14 protein-coding genes are annotated in these 16,747 nt (G+C 46.4%); 4 read left to right on the top strand and 10 right to left on the bottom strand.

The features are described from left to right. Positions 1–4: 4 nt before the first annotated feature. From DB520_RS04685 to DB520_RS04655, 7 genes are all read right to left on the bottom strand, one after another. Positions 5–391 carry a RidA family protein gene (locus DB520_RS04685; RefSeq protein ID WP_114748449.1) on the bottom strand — a complete coding sequence of 129 codons (387 nt, stop codon included), beginning with the start codon at positions 389–391 and terminating at the stop codon, positions 5–7. A gap of 32 nt (positions 392–423) precedes the next feature. Beyond that, a complete protein-coding gene (locus tag DB520_RS04680; protein WP_114748448.1) occupies positions 424–1,248 on the bottom strand; it encodes an SDR family oxidoreductase in 825 nt (274 codons plus the stop codon). After that, entirely contained in the window at positions 1,229–2,005 is a 777-nt protein-coding gene (locus DB520_RS04675; protein WP_114748447.1) for an SDR family oxidoreductase, read from the bottom strand. Before DB520_RS04675 ends, DB520_RS04680 begins: the two co-directional genes overlap by 20 nt. Before the next feature lie 6 nt (positions 2,006–2,011). Then, the gene (locus tag DB520_RS04670) at positions 2,012–2,932 is read right to left on the bottom strand and encodes a Gfo/Idh/MocA family protein (RefSeq protein WP_114748446.1); all 921 of its coding nucleotides are present in this window, start codon (positions 2,930–2,932) and stop codon (positions 2,012–2,014) included. 14 nt (positions 2,933–2,946) lie between these two features. Continuing rightward, a complete protein-coding gene (locus tag DB520_RS04665; RefSeq protein WP_114748445.1) occupies positions 2,947–3,903 on the bottom strand; it encodes an aldo/keto reductase in 957 nt (318 codons plus the stop codon). Continuing rightward, the gene (locus DB520_RS04660) at positions 3,903–4,718 is read right to left on the bottom strand and encodes an HpcH/HpaI aldolase family protein (RefSeq protein WP_114748444.1); all 816 of its coding nucleotides are present in this window, start codon (positions 4,716–4,718) and stop codon (positions 3,903–3,905) included. The genes DB520_RS04665 and DB520_RS04660 overlap by 1 nt, the downstream gene beginning before the upstream one ends. Before the next feature lie 121 nt (positions 4,719–4,839). After that, positions 4,840–6,126 (bottom strand): exo-alpha-sialidase, encoded by a 1,287-nt coding sequence (locus tag DB520_RS04655; RefSeq protein ID WP_114748443.1) that lies wholly within the window; start codon positions 6,124–6,126, stop codon positions 4,840–4,842. Between the two features lie 246 nt (positions 6,127–6,372). On the opposite strand from DB520_RS04655, the gene DB520_RS04650 reads away from it, so the two are divergent. From DB520_RS04650 to DB520_RS04635, 4 genes are all read left to right on the top strand, one after another. Beyond that, positions 6,373–6,960 (top strand): XRE family transcriptional regulator, encoded by a 588-nt coding sequence (locus DB520_RS04650; protein WP_114748442.1) that lies wholly within the window; start codon positions 6,373–6,375, stop codon positions 6,958–6,960. Beyond that, the gene (locus tag DB520_RS04645) at positions 6,950–7,297 is read left to right on the top strand and encodes a HepT-like ribonuclease domain-containing protein (RefSeq protein WP_114748441.1); all 348 of its coding nucleotides are present in this window, start codon (positions 6,950–6,952) and stop codon (positions 7,295–7,297) included. Before DB520_RS04650 ends, DB520_RS04645 begins: the two co-directional genes overlap by 11 nt. Positions 7,298–7,508: 211 nt before the next feature. Beyond that, complete coding sequence (locus DB520_RS04640) at positions 7,509–8,921, top strand: Gfo/Idh/MocA family protein (protein WP_114748440.1); 1,413 nt, start codon at positions 7,509–7,511, stop codon at positions 8,919–8,921. 98 nt (positions 8,922–9,019) lie between these two features. Further along, a complete protein-coding gene (locus DB520_RS04635; RefSeq protein WP_114748439.1) occupies positions 9,020–10,597 on the top strand; it encodes a sulfatase family protein in 1,578 nt (525 codons plus the stop codon). Between the two features lie 60 nt (positions 10,598–10,657). On the opposite strand, the gene DB520_RS04630 is transcribed toward DB520_RS04635, so the two are convergent. The 3 genes from DB520_RS04630 to DB520_RS04620 all read right to left on the bottom strand — a co-directional run bounded on the left by DB520_RS04630 (position 10,658) and on the right by DB520_RS04620 (position 16,687). Then, on the bottom strand, positions 10,658–13,003 hold the full coding sequence (locus tag DB520_RS04630; RefSeq protein WP_114748438.1) for an aminotransferase class III-fold pyridoxal phosphate-dependent enzyme: 2,346 nt from the start codon (positions 13,001–13,003) through the stop codon (positions 10,658–10,660). 127 nt (positions 13,004–13,130) lie between these two features. Beyond that, the gene (locus DB520_RS04625) at positions 13,131–14,258 is read right to left on the bottom strand and encodes a sialidase family protein (RefSeq protein WP_114748437.1); all 1,128 of its coding nucleotides are present in this window, start codon (positions 14,256–14,258) and stop codon (positions 13,131–13,133) included. Continuing rightward, positions 14,255–16,687, bottom strand: a complete 2,433-nt coding sequence (locus tag DB520_RS04620) for a sodium:solute symporter (RefSeq protein ID WP_232834839.1) — start codon at positions 16,685–16,687, stop codon at positions 14,255–14,257. The genes DB520_RS04625 and DB520_RS04620 overlap by 4 nt, the downstream gene beginning before the upstream one ends. Positions 16,688–16,747 lie beyond the last annotated feature (60 nt).

Here is a 16,747-nt window from a genome sequence, read left to right as displayed (position 1 = left end):
CTTTTCAGTTCTTAGGCATCCTTACTATGCAATCAATCTCTACCTTGATCCCTTCCGCTAGCACCGACTGAACGGTAATTCGGGCAGGCTTCACTTTGGTAAAATAGCTTGCATACACTTCATTGTATCGGTCAAACTCCTGTATATCGGCCAGATGAACACCACATTTCACGATATCATCCATACTGGCCCCGGCAGTCTCCACTATCGCTTTAATATTGTCCAAGGTCCGTCGTGTTTCCTCCTCAATGGTCCCTAGGACAAACTGGGAGGTTTCAAAATCAACCGATGCCTGTCCAGAGACAAACAAAAACCCATCTACCAGCACTGCATCTGAATATGCTCCTGTCACAAAGTTGGCATCTCTTTTCGGGTGGATTATCTTTTCCATGATAAATATGATTAGTTATTGATTCAGTTTATTTATAAGCTCGTCCACCCCCCATCTACTACCAAATTATGTCCCGTTATGAATGAGGCAGCTGAGGACAGCAAAAAACAGACAGCACCGGCAACTTCGGGAGGATTTCCTACTCTATTTAACAGTGTTTTTTCTGCCAATCTTTTCACAAATCCTGGCTGGCTTTCTTGAACATCCCTATTTGGAAAAGGCCCGGGTGATACACAATTGCAGCGTACGCCCTGAGACCCGTATTGCATGGCAAAATACTTTGCCATTTGTATGATACCTGCTTTTCCTACGCCATATTCAATGGGATTTGGGTTTAACGGTGGTTCATACACCGAAGGATCCGGGGTTACCATGCCGTACATGCTCGAAAACAGTACCATACTTCCTGCACCTTGCTGAGCCATCAGGTCACATGCCTTTCTACCAAAAACAAAGCTGGAGGTGATCCCTCCCTGATTGACCTTGTCAAATTCAGCAGCAGTCAATTCATCAAATTTCTTAGTAGTAGATGCGAAGGTGAGGTTCACCACACCATCTGGAATGCCAAGGGATTCACTAAGTGCCGAGGCAAAATCCTCCACTTGCTCTTCTTCGGTAATGTCCAAGGCAACCGGGACGACCTTGGGATAAAGCCCGTTTTCCCCTACAAACATTTTGCTTCTATCACCCAAATCGGCACAGACTACCCGGGCACCTGCCGAAACCAGTAATTTTACAATGGCCGAACCTAAATAGCCTGCTCCTCCAACTACCCATATCACCTTTCCTTGCAACCCAAAGAGAGCTTCAAATCCGTCTTCCTGCACATTATAGGGATCAGGCATTGAGACCTCCATCCATTAGAATGTTTTCACCATTTATATAGGCTCCTGCCTCGGAAGCTAGCAAAACGGCCAGCCCTTTGATATCGTCTTGGTTGGCCATCCTTCGCATGGGGACCTTTTTACAATAATTGTCCAGGAAAGGACGGGGTTGATGGTTAAAAAGGCCTCCTGGGCTAATGCAATTGAAACGGATATTTTTCCCGGCATGCATTTTTGCCATAAAGCGGGAGATATTTATCAGGCCCGCGTTGTGGAAAAAATAGTCCGGAGGAAGATCCCCCATATTAGTGCCCTCGTAGTTTGACAGGTCGGGGCCTTTCATGCCCATCATGGAAGCTATATTGATCACTGACCCTCCACCCGACGAAATGATCAGCTCGGTCATTTGCCTAAGCAGATCCATCATACCAGTGGCATTTACACGCATGGATTCGGAAAACTGGTCAATTGGGGCTTTGTAGCCCTTCATGGGGCGAGACACGGCATTGTTTACAAACACGTCCAGTTTTTCAAATTCCGACACCAATCTCTCCCGAAAAGCTGTGACTGACTCAGGAAGTCCCTGGTCGAGCTCCAAGGGAAACACCTTTAGCCCCCTTTCTTGAAAAGCAGCAGCAGTTTGCTCAGCGGAGCCTATATCCCGGGAAGTGGTTATCACCGTGCCTCCGGCCTCAGCCAAACCTTCCACCAGGCATTTGCCGTATTGACCCGACCCCCCGGTGACTACAATCACTTTTCCCTTTAAATCCAATAAGTCCTTTACGTGCATAAATTTTTAGTTCAATCGAATAACTTTGCCCCCATTTTCTAAGCTCTTTTGTGCGCCAATCACTGTACGGATTATGCGGTAGGTCTTTTCAAATTCCAAACGACTTTTACCCTCCTCTACCGAGCGAATAAATTCAATCATATTGTCCCTAAACATACTGTAGGAATTCCTTATTTCTGCCAATTTCCAACCATTGGTTCCGAAAAAGGAAAGCTGAAAAGTCCCACAAATATCCGCAAATAAATGCACGCTTGCCTTGGTTCCATCTTCAAAGCCCAGGACCACCACATCCTTGTTCTCTTCACCTACATGCTGCACCCAAGTGGGGGTAGGGTCATCCAGGGTGCTGAAAAGTGCCTCCAAAAGGTGTACCCCGTACTTTTTCCAATCCTTCTTCCCCACAGCCGTTACCAGGTGAAGCCTTCCAATAGTCTTCAGCTCAGTTTTCACAGTGCGGCATTCCTGTGCATAGCGCATAGAGGAACAAGACATCAGGAATTTTCCTGCCTTTACTTCACCGGAAAAATAGTCCAGGTCTTCCTGGGAAAATGCCAAGGGCTTATCCACAAAAATTGGAATTCCTGCCGATAAGAAGGGCTTTGCCATGGCCACATGGTTTTCAGGATCGTCCCTGGCAAGGATCACCGCATCCACCTCTCCCCTTATGTCTTCGAGGTTTTCCACTATGGTCGGTATATTGGAGGATTTGGAAATGCTTTTACTGATTTCAACATCCTGGCACCACACATGGGTTACCTTTGCTCCTGGAATGCCAAGGGTGTCCCTATTTGCTTGTAAGTAATCGGCTACGGCAGGATAACCAATAGAAGCGATCTCAGTGCCATCAAAGCTCCCGTTGATGATGGATGACCAGGAATAGGGGTGGGCATTCCCCGGACTCATACCCAATATGCCAAGGCGAACCATAGTTTTCGATTTCGTTAAGTCAACCACCCCTTTTTATCCCAAAGGGGTAGATTAATAAAAGCCGGATCAGGATAGGCAAGGTCTTTGGCGATTTCCATTTCCTTCTCGCTGAGAAAGGATCCATTTGCGGATGCTAAGGCATGAAGAAGGTATTCTTCCTTATCTATCCCCACCAAGACAGAAGCCACTTCTGGAAAGGAAAGTGCAAACCCTAGAGCAAGGGAGGGCAAGTCAATGCCTTTCCGGGCTGCCAAATGTCCAAATCCCTGAAGGTGCTTTTCCACATTGGCCAATGGTTCCGGTAGATTTTTGCCCCGCTCACTCAGTAGTCCTTTTAACAGTACAGACCGGATCACCACACCCACTCCCCTTTCGGAAGCCAGTTCAAAGAGGGTTGACTGCCGCTGATCCATAAGGTTAAATGGTAATTGCACCACTTCCCAAATCCCGCTTTGGATAGCATGCTGGGATTCTTCCAAGGTATAGGTGGAGGCTCCAATACTGCCGACTTTCCCAGAAGCTTTTAATTCCTGAAAGGTATCTGTAATCGCCTGATGGCCTATGATTTCCAAATCCGCTTGATGGAGCATATAAACGTCCAAATAATCGGTTTTCAATTCCCGGAGGCTTTCTTCCAAAGAATCCCGTATGATCTTGGGGATCAAATGTGAATCCGGTAAGGCACCATCCGCCAGCCGAAAATGACGGCACTTGGTACTGATCAGCACCTGGCTTCTTCGGGTTCTAAACGCCTTTCCAATCAGCTTTTCGGATTCCCCATACATTCGCGCCGTATCGTAGAAATTTATTCCCTTGTCCAAAGCCAGTTCCAATAGCTTGAGGGCATCCTTTTCTTGCAGCATATCTGCCGTTGAATGAACACCTATCCCATATGGTAATCCTATTTCCACCCCTCCAAAGGCAATTTCAGACACCTTCAAACCGGTATTTCCCAAAACCCTTGTTTCCATCACTCTTTCGAGGGGTTATAGTAAGAATTGGTCTCTCCACTCACTTCCCCGGAAGGGAGCTCTGCTATCAATTTTTGGCAGTATTGGGTAAGGCCCACCACATCTGCACCTATGCTCACAAATTGATAGCCCATGGCATAAAGTTCGGGCAACTGTGCTGTACCACCGGTGGTTCCTGCAAACTTACCGTACTTTCCGGCTACCTCAGCTACGCGTCTTCGGGCTTCTTTAATCTTCGGATGGTCCCATTGTCCAGGTGCACCAATCCCCTGACTGAAATCCCCTGGCCCAAAAAAGAGCATGTCAAAGCCTTCAAGTGCAGCAATCTCTTCCAGGCACTCCAGGGCTTCGGGGTCTTCAATTTGGAAAATAACAAATCTGGAGGTATTAGCCTCTTTCAGGTAATGCTGGAAATCCATGCCAGTATAGGCTCCATCTGCATTGCCCCCGTCTATGGGCCGCATCCCCACAGGATGAAACCTTACCTGATGAATCACCTTCTTGGCATCTTCTACCCCCATGACATGGGGTACCATAATACCTGCAGCATCCAATTCCAAGGGTTTCACATAATCGCTGTAACTGCCCCTAGGAACCCTCACTACCACATCTTTTTGATGAGCCTTAGCTGCCCAAATTTGGGCCGCCAATATGGACCAGTCCTGGCCAATATGCTCCTGATCCACCCACAGACAGTCAAACCCAGCTATTGCTGCGATTTCCACTGCCCGAGCATCGGCCATATTGATCTTGAAACTGGTCACTTTTTCTCCGTTGCGGAGTTTATTCAGCACGAGGCTTTCTTTCATCTTCATGGCATACCGATTATGCAATCCTTAGTATCCAAAATTACGGGTGTGCTATGGATGGTGCTATTACTTTTCTGTTGAATTCCAATACTATCTTTCATGTCATTCTCGATTTCACGTTTTGAACTTATGCCTGAAACAGCCCATTAGACTGCTCCCAAAGAATGCGGGCGACAAATACACTGCCGTCGCTACCGTATTGCTCCACACCTTTAGGCTGCATCCATTCCGACACAGTAACCCAAGTCTCCTTCGGACTGATCATGGTGACCCCAAAATTTCCAAGCCTAGCTCCCCGCTCAGGCACCAGCACCTGTTCTGTTTCCCGAATGACAGCCATTTTCTCAGGATCCACCTGGGCGATAAAGAGGGGTGCCCGATGGCGGAAAACATGGTCGTTGTCCGCGCCTCTTCGGGTATACACCAAAAACAGCCCTTCACTATGGGTCACCCAGTGCTGCTGGGTGTTGTAATTCCCCAAATCGGCACCATCGTCAAATTTCCAAGCCTGCATGGGACTGAATTTCAACCCATCCTCACTCCTAGCCACAAACCCACGGTTATCATTTCGAATGGTTAAATAATAAATCCCCTTAAATTTTGTCAAAGAGGGCTCATGCAGTCCCCTGCTATCATCTTCAATGGCCAATTCAGTCCCATGCTCCAAATAGGTAAGTTTGGTCCCATCAAAATTACACCGAGTTACGGTAACCCTTGCGTTTTGATCGGGAGGGGAAAAATACAAGGGAAGGAGGATGGTGCCGTCATCCTCATCATAACGTTGTACACAGCCGGCACCTGCATTAAGAAATTTGGGATCCTCAGGCATGGCTAACTTATCCCATAGAGACCACTGGTCCGACTTTGGGTCATAGACCGAATAGGCGGTATGCCTGGGTCTTGGTGAGGCTACTTTCCAATCAGGAGTATAGACAATGGTATGCCCTGTTCCCAAAAGGGTGCCTGTATGACGGTGCCAGGAAGGCCAAAAATCGCTTGCAGCCACGGGTCGCTCCTCATCTTCAACTTGTTCGACTCTTGGCGCAAGGGGATCAACAATTGCCGGTTCGGTCCAGCTCTGCCCCAGGTCATCGGTGTACATCTCATACATACCTTTGAACACGTCTGACCCTGATAGTTCCAAAGTGTTCAGGGTCATTACTGCCCTTGGCGCCTGTGCTTCCCCTGCCCGGGGTACGATGCCCACCCGGGGATGTACCCAGCATTGCTCACCATCAAAAAGCTTTGTTGGCACCTGCAAATCGACCTTATATTCAGGCCCATTATCCATTGAAGTAATTAATTTTGGTTTGTATGCGGCTATTACCAATGGGGGAAGTGTAAATATACTGATACTTCCAATCAGCGAGTGTTTTACGAAGGAACGTCTGGAAACTGGATTTTTCAAGATCATGGTGACTGGGTAAAAGGGTTTATCGTCATTCCAAGATAGTCATTTTAAGGGATTAGGGAAATCTAACTCCTATCCAAAATTTTAAAAAAATCTGAAAAATCTAATTTTCCACCACCCGTTTGACAATGATAAACGATTGAAAAATTTAGAGGATTTGATAGCAGATTTCACAAGGAAGTTTTATATTTTTGACAGATTTATTCAAAATGATTTTCTTCAAAATAGTTGTAATTGATAATCCGAGATATGGGGGATTTTGGCGAAACGATTAGGAAACTACGGAAGGAAAAGGAATTACCACTGCGTACAGTTGCGGCATTCCTTGACATTGACCAGGCAATTTTAAGCAAAATTGAAAGAGGGAAACGCAATGCAAACCGTGAACAGGTGGTAAAACTTGCCGAATATTTCAGGGTGAAAGATAATGACTTGCTTGTTTCCTGGCTGTCTGACAAGCTGGTGGATGAAGTAGAAGGTGAAGATGTGGCGTTGAAAGCATTGCAAGAAGCGGAAGAAAAAGTAGAGTATAGGGCATATTTAAATATGGACAGAAAAAACATATTATCCTGCATAATTAAGGAATTAAAAGGGTTTTCAAGTATTCAGAAAGCTTGGATCTATGGATCTTTTTCAAGACAAGATGATGGGCCAAAAAGCGATATTGACATTGCAGTCAAAACAGACGAAAATTTCAGTTATTTTGATTTAGCTGAAATCCAACACCATTTAGAGAAGGCCATAAAAAGAAAAGTTGATTTGGGTTTTATAGATTCTTTTAAGCCTTACATATTTGAAAATGTGAAAAAAGATTTGAAGTTGATTTATGAAAGATAAGCACCTTGAAAGCAGAAAAAGACTAGAACATATTTTGAAAGCAATTGAAAAAATCGAAAATTTTGTAAAAAATGAGTCTTTAGAAAGTTTTTGTCAAAATAGTATTTTGAATAATGCAGTTTTATTCAATTTCACCATTGTGGGCGAAGTATTAATTAATGTTGAAACCGATAAATTAAGCAATTATGAATACCCATGGTATAAAGTGCGTTCATTCAGAAATATGATCGCCCATGAGTATTTTAACATAAAGTTACCTGCGGTTTGGGAAATAATTAAACGAGATTTACCAGAGCTAAAAATAACTATACAAACAATAATCGAAAAGGAATTTTAAAGATATTCCAACACACCATTTCAAGGGAAATTTCTTATTAAACAAGTCCATGCAGTTTTCCGTGTGTCGCTTGGGTCGTGCTCGATTACAAATAGTTTTTGAGGACAGTTGGCAAAACAAGATTAATGAACTAATGGAATTAATTCTTCCAAGTAAAGAAATAATTTAGTATCATTTCAATTAAATTGCCAATAAATAGGTAAAACTGACAATGCATAAAAACAGAAGACATTTTATTAAATCAGGAACATTGGGTATGGCAGCCGTATCCTTGATACCCTCCATGGTCTTGGGAAAGCCTTTGGGCTATGTTGCCCCCAGTGACAAGGTGAACCTGGCCTGCTGTGGCATAGGAAATAGAGGTGGAGAGATTATCCGTGCCCTCCATGCCACCGGGCTGGCAAATATTGTCGCATTATGCGATGTGGATATGGGAGCACCTCATACCGAGAAGATTATAGAAATGTTTCCAGATGTGCCTCGATTCCAAGATTTCCGGGTGATGTTTGACAAAATGGGAAATGAGATTGAGGCCATCACAGTGGGCACTCCTGATTTTTCCCATTTCCCCATTACCATGCATGCGATGGCGATGGGCAAGCACGTCTATGTAGAAAAACCCATGGCGCGCACTTTTCAAGAAATTGAGCTGATGATGGCCGGAGCAAAAAAATACAAGGTCGCTACACAAATGGGAAATCAGGGACATTCTGAAGGCAACTATTTCCAGTTCAAGGCTTGGAAAGATGCGGGAATTATCCAGGATGTCACTGCGATGACAGCCCATATGAACGGCAGGCGCCGCTGGCACGATTGGGATGTGAATATGAGCAGTTATCCCCCGGCCGAACCCTTACCTACTACCATGGATTGGGATACCTGGTTGTCGGCAATAGAGCCACATGATTATAACAAAGATTTTCATAATGGCCAATGGAGGTGCTGGTATCAGTTTGGTATGGGTGCCTTAGGGGACTGGGGAGCCCACATTATGGATACCGCCCATGAGTTTTTGGAATTAGGCCTTCCTCATGAAGTCAATCCGGTAAAATTGGATGGGCATAACCCCTTCTTTTTCCCAATGTCCTCTACGTTGGAGTTCAAATTTCCCGAAAGAGGAAATATGCCCCCACTCACCATCACCTGGTACGACGGGATGAATAATATTCCCCCTGTACCTGAAGGCTATGGTGTCTCCGAACTCGACCCAGATATCCCGCCACCAAGTACCGGTCAGTTGCAGCCTGCCAAGCTGAACCCTGGAAAGATCATTTATGGCAAAGACCTGACCTTCAAGGGAGGTTCACATGGTAGTACTTTGAGCATTATTCCTGAAGAAGCGGCAAATGATTTGCATTCGCAACTTCCAGAGGTACCGGAAAGCCCCTCCAATCACTTTGCCAATTTCCTGAAAGCCTGTAAAGGGGAGGAAAAATGCCGATCTTCCTTTGAGATTGCCGGGCCTTTAAGCCAGGTATTTAGCCTGGGGGTCATGGCGCAGCAACTTAATGAAAAGATCCTATTTGACCGGGAGAAGAAGCAAATTACCAACCACCCACTGGCCAATGCCTTGCTGGTCGGTTCTCCTCCGCGAAAGGGGTGGGAAGATTATTATAAGGTCTGATTTGATTAATTGCCTGCCTAATTCTACCCAAAAGGACTGGCAGGCAATATTTTTTGATATAAAATGAATTTAAGCGATTTTAGTGGAAATCCAATATTATGAACTATTCCTTCAATGGTAAGCTTTGTTTTGGTCCTACTTTCAGTGGATTGCTTTTCCTTTTATTATCTCAGGCATGTACCCATAAGCCCAACCTACCCACCGATAGATTAACACCAAACATCGTTTTTATTTTTGCCGATGATATGGGCTATGGGGATATCAGTGGCTTGAATTCCGAATCTAAAATTCGTACACCTGCCCTGGATCAACTGATTCACGAGGGTATGGTTTTTACCAATGCCCACGCTAGTGCAAGTGTTTGTACCCCTTCCCGCTATGGTCTGTTGACGGGCCGATATGCTTTTCGAACTCCCGAGGCAGCTAAAGGGATATGGGGCTTTTCACCGGTCGTAATCGAACCGGACAAGGAGACTTTGGCTACACTGTTGAAAAGGGAGGGATACACTACAGGTATAGTCGGAAAATGGCACTTGGGGTTGGGTTGGCAGACCAAGGATGGCAAGGATGCGGCATTGGACCCGGCTACGGGCTACTCCAATGTGGACTATTCCCTGCCTATTCGTTCTGGTCCCGCTGATTTTGGATTTGATTATTCCTTCATACATCCAGCTTCCTTGGATATTCCCCCCTACCTTTTTATCAGAGGATTAAACGTGGTGGATACAGCGATGGTGTTGACCACGGATATATATCCCCGGCGAAAGGAGAACACCGAATATGCCTGGGACAAAAAGCATACGGATGATTTAGCAGTGTACTGGGAAAAGGGCGTTTGGTGGCGACAAGGAGAGATGTCCAGAAGTTTCCGTATTGAGGACTGTCACGAAACCCTGGTAGCTGAGGGGTTGGGGTTTATCGAAAGGCAAGTTCAAGATAATCCGGATTCTCCGTTTTTTTTGTACTTGCCACTCACCGGTCCGCACACACCCTGGATTCCATCAGAAAAAAACAAGGGACAATCTGGAATTGGTTTGTACGGAGATTTTGTCCTGGACATTGATGAGGTGGTAGAGAGGGTGAGGCAATCCTTGATTGATCACGATATCCTAGAAAATACGATTTTAGTTTTTGCCTCGGACAACGGGGCCTATTGGCCTGAGGTGGAAATTGAATTACATGAACATGATTCCAATGCCGGTCGCCGTGGTCAGAAGGGAGACGTATGGGACGGGGGTCACCGCATCCCTCTGATCATTTCTTGGCCGGGCATAGTGCAGGGTGGTGCAGAAAACAACTCTTTGATCAGCCTAACAGATTTCATGGCTACCTTTTCGGAGATGGCGGATCAGTCCATTGCTGAAGGACAGGGGGAGGACAGTCAAAGTTTTTGGTCGATCTTAAACGGCACTTCCCACCAGTCTCCCCGTCAAGATATGGTTCACCATTCTTCCCGCAATTTCTTTAGCATCCGGCATGGAGGATGGAAATACATAGAAGGGCTGGGTTCGGGGGGCTTTACCGACCCCGCAGTCATACAGCCCAAGGAAGGAGGTCCCACAGGACAACTTTACAAGGAGGACACTGATCCGCAAGAGCAGGAAAATCTTTTTGCTGAGCATCCAGAAATCGTGGCTGAATTGGCTGCAAGGTTGGATAAAATTAGGGGAAATTGATCTGTTTACCCTGACTGACTTAGTAACATTTTCTGCAAAACCAATCTTGCCCAAACATCTCTATACCAGTCTCGCAAACCCGCTTTTGGCTACTTCACCCTTTAGCATCGAAGCGATGCTGCCTTTACCGATATGATTAGCCATACTCTCGAAGACCTCACCCACTGCATTCGCATACCTTTTAACTATCCTCTCGGAATGGGCAAGGGTGGGATAAAAAGCAGTACCTGCCAGATAACCCCTTTCGAGCATTTGTTGGGTGAAAATGGTGCGAAGCATCTCCGGATCTGATCCGTCAAAGGAAAAGGTGGAAAGGCAGGGAAAACCAGCAACTTTCAGTTTCAGGCCAGTCTCTTTCCCTTGGGAATGCCAAATATCCTGCACCCAGGAGCCTATTTGTTCCACATATTTAGGTACATTCTCCTTCTGCATCTCTTCCAGCACAGCCAGGGCAGCCACAGGCCCAATACTTTCTGTCCAATAGGTGCTACTGATAAAGGATCCCTGGGCACCTTCCATGGCTTCACGGGTTCCAATTACCGCCCCGATTGGGTAGCCGTTGCCAAGTGCTTTGGCAAACACCGACATATCAGGCTGAATGCCATAGGTCAGATGTGCACCTCCAAAAGCCAATCGCCAACCCACCGTGATCTCGTCAAAGACAAGTAGGCAACCTTTCCTTTTCGTTTCTTCCCGAATAGTTTCCAGGAATCCGGGATTTGGGTCAACGTTTCTACAAGGTTCCATCACCACGGCAGCCAGTTCATGTCCATGACTTGCCATTATTTCTTTAAAACCAGCTTCATCGTTGTATTTAAAGGTGAAGGTGGTATTCCTCAGTTCCTTTGGAACCCCGGATGGCTCCAATCCTGGCAGTAAATGTCCCCTAAGGGCATCCGATCCTCCCAAATTGGCTGCTAGGTACCAATCCTGCCATCCATGATAACCACAAACGGCCACCTTGGAACGTTGCGTAGTGGCTCGTGAAATGCGAACTGCCACTGCACAGGCCTCTCCACCCCCCCTCACGAAGCGTGCCTGCTCTGCCCAGGGATGGATTTGACAAAGTTGATCAGCAAGTGCTACTTCCTCTGGGGGATTTAGGGAGGACATGTTTCCCATTCGCACCCGTCGAATCACCGCAGCATTTACCCCAGCGTGGGCATATCCCAGCAGGCAGGATCCCACGGCATTAGTAGAGAAATCATAGTATTGCTTACCATCCATATCCCAGACCGAACTCCCCTTGGCTTCCCTAAAATAGGGAGGCCAGTAACCCGGTGCCATGTTTTCGGGTCGTTTGGAGAGAAGCTGTACCCCTCCGGGAATTCGAGTCTTTGCATGGGAATATAAATGCTGGCCTGCATGAGATTTTTTTGAACCTCTTTCGAGAAGTTCCATGATATTGCCATAAAAAATTTGAGAAATATCAGATGGTGATAAGGACATGCGGTGACAAGCCTGGCGGAGGGCTCGAAGGGATTCGATTCCCACCAAGATGGGATTGCCCAAGGACTTGCTCCAATCACAGGAAATGGGGTCCATCCAAAAAAAGCCATCCCCCATTGTCACTGCCCTTCCACGTAAAGCAGAAACCGGAAAGTCACTGCCCCAAAGTAGTTTCTGGGGACCAAAATAATCGATCACCGCCTCCATGGGCGAAGACTCACAAATCCCGGATTGGTCAAACCACACATTTTCGAGATCCTGAAGGGCTTTCATTCCCCTGGCGTTTGGAGCATGAAAGGACCTTCCGGTATGAGCCAGCACCAGCTTGATGCCGGGATAATCCAGACACAGTCGTCTAATCTCCTGTACATTGCCTTTATCGCTTAAGGCCCCATCCCTCATGATATGCATCATTACCACCACAGCATTTTCATGGGCCCACTTCCACCAAAATTCCGGAAAAAAACCCGACAGGGTACTTTGGGAGGTAGGCTTCTCTTTGCTGTACACATGATAGGGCTTCAAACCCACCACCTGTGGATGGGTCAATACCTCTGCAAGATCCTCCGGCCCCAACTGAGGCGTGACCAATGCCAGACCTCTGGAGGCCGGGTGTTGGTCCAACTCCGCCATCAAATAGGCATTGGAGGCATGGATATTTGCCATGGGCAAAGGTGCGGGGAAAAACAGCCCTCCCACCAGATCAGCCTTTGGGAAAAAAGGAACTACATTCTTCCTCCATTCCTGGATACTAACCTCCGGCTCTCCTCCAGACCATAGCCCAGTACGTCTTTCCTCCAAATTAAGGTCATTTACCCGATAAATATGAGCGTGACTGTCAAAAATTCTGTCCGGTAAAAAATCCTGAAGCTCCCCAATGGAGTTGGTATCCGTCTCATTGAAGTACCAGGAAAAAGGGTTTGATTCAGGTGAAGACTCGGTGTTTCTGTTTTGCATAGGTTTATAATTGTCTATTAGTTGCCCATAGAGCCTGCACCATAGCTATTGGGATCGGGGGACTCGATTCGGGAGAATCTGGCAATCTTAATCGTTCCTTTATGTGTCGCTTGCGTTATGCTCGAATTCATGATCCTGATTTTTCGAGTGAGATAAGCGCATAGCGGATATCGGTACTATCATGATGCCTGCCAGCATAGTAATACGCCAGCACCTCAATACCTCCCAAATACAGCAAATGTGGGTGCCCTACAGAAAAGGCTGCCATTTCTTGCCAGGCTTCATTCATGCTCACCTTCCGGGAGTCCTGACCGGGAATTTCAGCCCGATAGACCTCCAGTTTGGCTGAAAAAGGATGATACAAGCCCTCCTTTATCCATATGGTAATCACGGGAAGGGATGTTCTATCAATACTGATGCATGCAATTCTTCCATCTTGTAGTTGAACAGGCCTACCTGGTTGTCCATATATCCCAGTATCTTCCGGAATGGTCCATGTATTCCCTTTGTCAGCACTTTTGGATTCATGAAGGTTAAGGTAGGTGTTTTTCTTTCCATCCAGTGTCCAGAAATAATTCACAAGTGTTGTTCCGTCTAATAATACATTGGGACGTTGGTCCCAATAATACATGTCTGGAAAATTAGTAACGATAATGGGATTTTTCCAAGTGATTCCGTTGTCCAATGACCGTAACATGGCAGACTTATGGATCCATTTATTGGGATCACCCTTATACTTATTGACTTCAAATTGACACAATATACTGCCATCACCCAAGCGAATGGGAGGGCCGGTAAGTGGTACAGGACCACCTACGCCAGAGGTATCCATAAGCAGGGGGTCGGACCATGACTCTCCCCCATTTTCACTAAAGCAATAGAAAATTCGGGTGTCCTTTAAACTTTCCTCCTTGGGATCATAAAAGGGCAGTTCGGGTTGGGATTCGTCCACCCAATTGAGCAGCATTAACACCCGTTCTCCACCTAATGCCAAAAAATACAGGGAAATGGCCTGACCAGGTTTTCCATCTATTTCCGGCAACTTTACCGGTTCAAAGGCAGGAACCCAGGTTTCGCCACGGTCATCAGACCAGGTCATCTGCACTGTTTTGTGTGTTGCGTCAGTCTTTTTTTCGGCCGCTTTCCATCCTGCCAGCCATCGACCAGAAGGAAGCAGCTCAAAAGCAGGAAAAGTTTTGCTTTGTGTTTTTTTCCGGGGTTGGGTTGGAATTATGCCTTGTCGAATGATTTTCATTGCTCTTTTTTCTCGGGAAAATCTTCCTTGATAATAGCCGCTGCTTTAACGCGCTTTTCCATGGTTTCAGGGTTACCGAATAACCTATGATCTACCCAACTTAGTAGGGTTCCCATAAGGATTCCAACACCCAATGAAACCGGCAGGATATAGAGTACTTCTATTCCCATCACCTTAAAAAAAGCCACTGCCACAGCGATGGATATACTACAAATGCCTCCCCAAAAAGTACCTCTGGCCGTTGCAAAGGGGATAAAGAGCGCCATAAAAAACAACACAAAAAGAGGCGAAACAAATAAGTTTACCACCTTAACAATGATATCGTACAAATTACCCTCTACCCGACTAATCAGAAGGCTTAATCCCAGTGCCAAGATCCCTACAAACAGGGAAAGGTTACGGATAGAGCGAAGTTGGTTCTTTGGCTGCTTATAGGTTTTGGAAAAACGCTTTAGCAAATCCTCGGAGATCACGGAGGAAGTAGAATTTAATCCGGAAGAAAGGCTGGACATGGCAGCGGCCAAAATTCCTGCAGCCACCAATCCGGAAATGCCCACGGGCAGGCCTACAAGGATAAACTTGGGAAAAAGCTGATCCGCATGGGAATTTAAAGTCTCCCCTGGAGCCAGAAACCTGGGAAAGGCTGTGAAATAGGCCATCACCGCCAACCCTACAAAGCCCAAGAGCACCTGGACCACAAAGGTTGTGATTAAGGAAACCCCAAAAGTCCTTCGTGCCGTATGTATATTTTCGGTTGCCAGAAAACGCTGAATGGACATCTGGTCCGAACCCGATGAAGCAACATACCAAACAAAGGTGGTCAAAAGAGCATTGGCAATAGTCAAACGCTCCCGTGCATCAAACCCCATTTTTAACTCCCCCCAATGGGGCAACCAATCTTGGGGGATCCAAGCACTGACGGACCCAAAATGCCAGCTAACCACAAAGAGGGTAAGCACTGCGCCCCCAATTAATACTGCGGATTGGATTACATCTGTAAAAACAACGGCCTTAAGCCCACCCATGGTAGTATAGAATATCGTTATGCCCATTAGGAGTACGCTTATCAGCAGGGTAAAGGAGGGGTCGAAGCCGAAAATGGACAGGATGGCCGTATGCACCGTTATAAAAATAATGGTCCCCATCCATAAGAAGCGCAGGGAAAGGAAAAAGAAAGTGGCCAGCAAACGGATACTTACCCCCAGGTTGATCTCTAAGATCTCATAGGCGCTTGTAACCCTGAGCTTCATGAATTTTGGGATCAAAAACCAACCCACCACATAATAGACCAAGGGAAATATCAGCACACCTGAGAAAATGACAGGGCCGTATTTAACCATTTCTCCTGGATAGGATAGATAGCTTAAGGAGCTAAGCAGGGTGGCAAACAAGGATAATCCTACTGCTATGGGGTTCATTTTGCCTCCTCCCAGGTAGTAATCTTTTTCATCCTTGTTTTTTCGGGAAAAAAAGTATCCAATCCCCAACATGCCCATCAAGTAAACCACCACTACCATCCAATCTCCCCAAGCCAGGAAATATTCTTCTGTACGGTCCAATTGCAATATAGCATAGGCTGCTGTTGCCCTTATATCGTGATTTGCAGCATTCTCCAAGGCTTCCTCCTGGCTTTCCCCTTCCTCCATGATGGGGTTATTTCCTTCTAAAAGTCCTACTAACACCGGCAATTCCTCCACCTCACCGGATTCACCAAGGGCAATAGCCATTTCCATCCGCTCCCCTTTTTTGGGAGAATCCGCCATGGCAAGCAAGTTGCGTTTGAGGTTCAAATATTTAGCTTCCTCCGTTGCAGCGTCAGGAGCATGTAGAAAAGCCGCGGAAAGCAAATACACTTTTGCCATGGATTCACTTGGCTCTTCTAGCGCAGCATCTGCCAATTTTTCCCATTGCTCCTTAGAGAGGTTCCCATAGTTTCGTAAGGCATATGCAGCCTGCATTTTTGGAAGTTCCTCCACCCCGGGGCTTAGGATTAGTTCCAGCAGGTCCCCGCTGCTACGGGTGGGGTTTTCTCCATGAAGTGTACTCCAAAGGGTATATACATACAAGGAATTTATCTCTCCACTCAACACTTCAGATGTGGCTCTTGGCGCCAAGTCTTCCAAGGAAAGTCCTAACTTGGCTGCGGTCTCAGCAGCATGTACCCTATCTTTTCCTGAGCGATCCTCAAAAGCCTCCACAATCTTAGGCCAGTAGGTAGCTGCTTGGGTTGGAGAGGCTTGCGCCAGTACCCGCCAAATCCCTATACGATATTGGGGAATAGCTTCCGAGCGTTCTTTCTCTTCCAAAAAAACCTCATAAACCCCGTTTGGATAACCCGCCCAAAGCTTGTACTCGGCGGCATGAACCTTCACCCATGATTGCTGTTGGTGCAATACCTCTTCCAGGGTTGCGACCGACTTTTCGCGCAAATCTTCTGATATGGGGGAGGGATCATGAGAGGTACAACTGAATAGGCAGGAAATTAAAAA

It is taken from the genome of Pleomorphovibrio marinus (assembly GCF_003347495.1).
Taxonomy (GTDB): domain Bacteria; phylum Bacteroidota; class Bacteroidia; order Cytophagales; family Cyclobacteriaceae; genus Pleomorphovibrio; species Pleomorphovibrio marinus.
This window is presented reverse-complemented; position numbering and strand designations above follow the sequence as displayed.

What these genes read in the sequence shown, in the direction of transcription:
- DB520_RS04685 (WP_114748449.1), bottom strand. Translation starts at nt 391, where the DNA reads ATGGAAAAGATAATCCACCCGAAAAGAGATGCCAACTTTGTGACAGGA.
- DB520_RS04680 (WP_114748448.1), bottom strand. Translation starts at nt 1,248, where the DNA reads ATGGAGGTCTCAATGCCTGATCCCTATAATGTGCAGGAAGACGGATTT.
- DB520_RS04675 (WP_114748447.1), bottom strand. Translation starts at nt 2,005, where the DNA reads ATGCACGTAAAGGACTTATTGGATTTAAAGGGAAAAGTGATTGTAGTC.
- DB520_RS04670 (WP_114748446.1), bottom strand. Translation starts at nt 2,932, where the DNA reads ATGGTTCGCCTTGGCATATTGGGTATGAGTCCGGGGAATGCCCACCCC.
- DB520_RS04665 (WP_114748445.1), bottom strand. Translation starts at nt 3,903, where the DNA reads ATGGAAACAAGGGTTTTGGGAAATACCGGTTTGAAGGTGTCTGAAATT.
- DB520_RS04660 (WP_114748444.1), bottom strand. Translation starts at nt 4,718, where the DNA reads ATGAAGATGAAAGAAAGCCTCGTGCTGAATAAACTCCGCAACGGAGAA.
- DB520_RS04655 (WP_114748443.1), bottom strand. Translation starts at nt 6,126, where the DNA reads ATGATCTTGAAAAATCCAGTTTCCAGACGTTCCTTCGTAAAACACTCG.
- DB520_RS04650 (WP_114748442.1), top strand. Translation starts at nt 6,373, where the DNA reads ATGGGGGATTTTGGCGAAACGATTAGGAAACTACGGAAGGAAAAGGAA.
- DB520_RS04645 (WP_114748441.1), top strand. Translation starts at nt 6,950, where the DNA reads ATGAAAGATAAGCACCTTGAAAGCAGAAAAAGACTAGAACATATTTTG.
- DB520_RS04640 (WP_114748440.1), top strand. Translation starts at nt 7,509, where the DNA reads ATGCATAAAAACAGAAGACATTTTATTAAATCAGGAACATTGGGTATG.
- DB520_RS04635 (WP_114748439.1), top strand. Translation starts at nt 9,020, where the DNA reads ATGAACTATTCCTTCAATGGTAAGCTTTGTTTTGGTCCTACTTTCAGT.
- DB520_RS04630 (WP_114748438.1), bottom strand. Translation starts at nt 13,003, where the DNA reads ATGCAAAACAGAAACACCGAGTCTTCACCTGAATCAAACCCTTTTTCC.
- DB520_RS04625 (WP_114748437.1), bottom strand. Translation starts at nt 14,258, where the DNA reads ATGAAAATCATTCGACAAGGCATAATTCCAACCCAACCCCGGAAAAAA.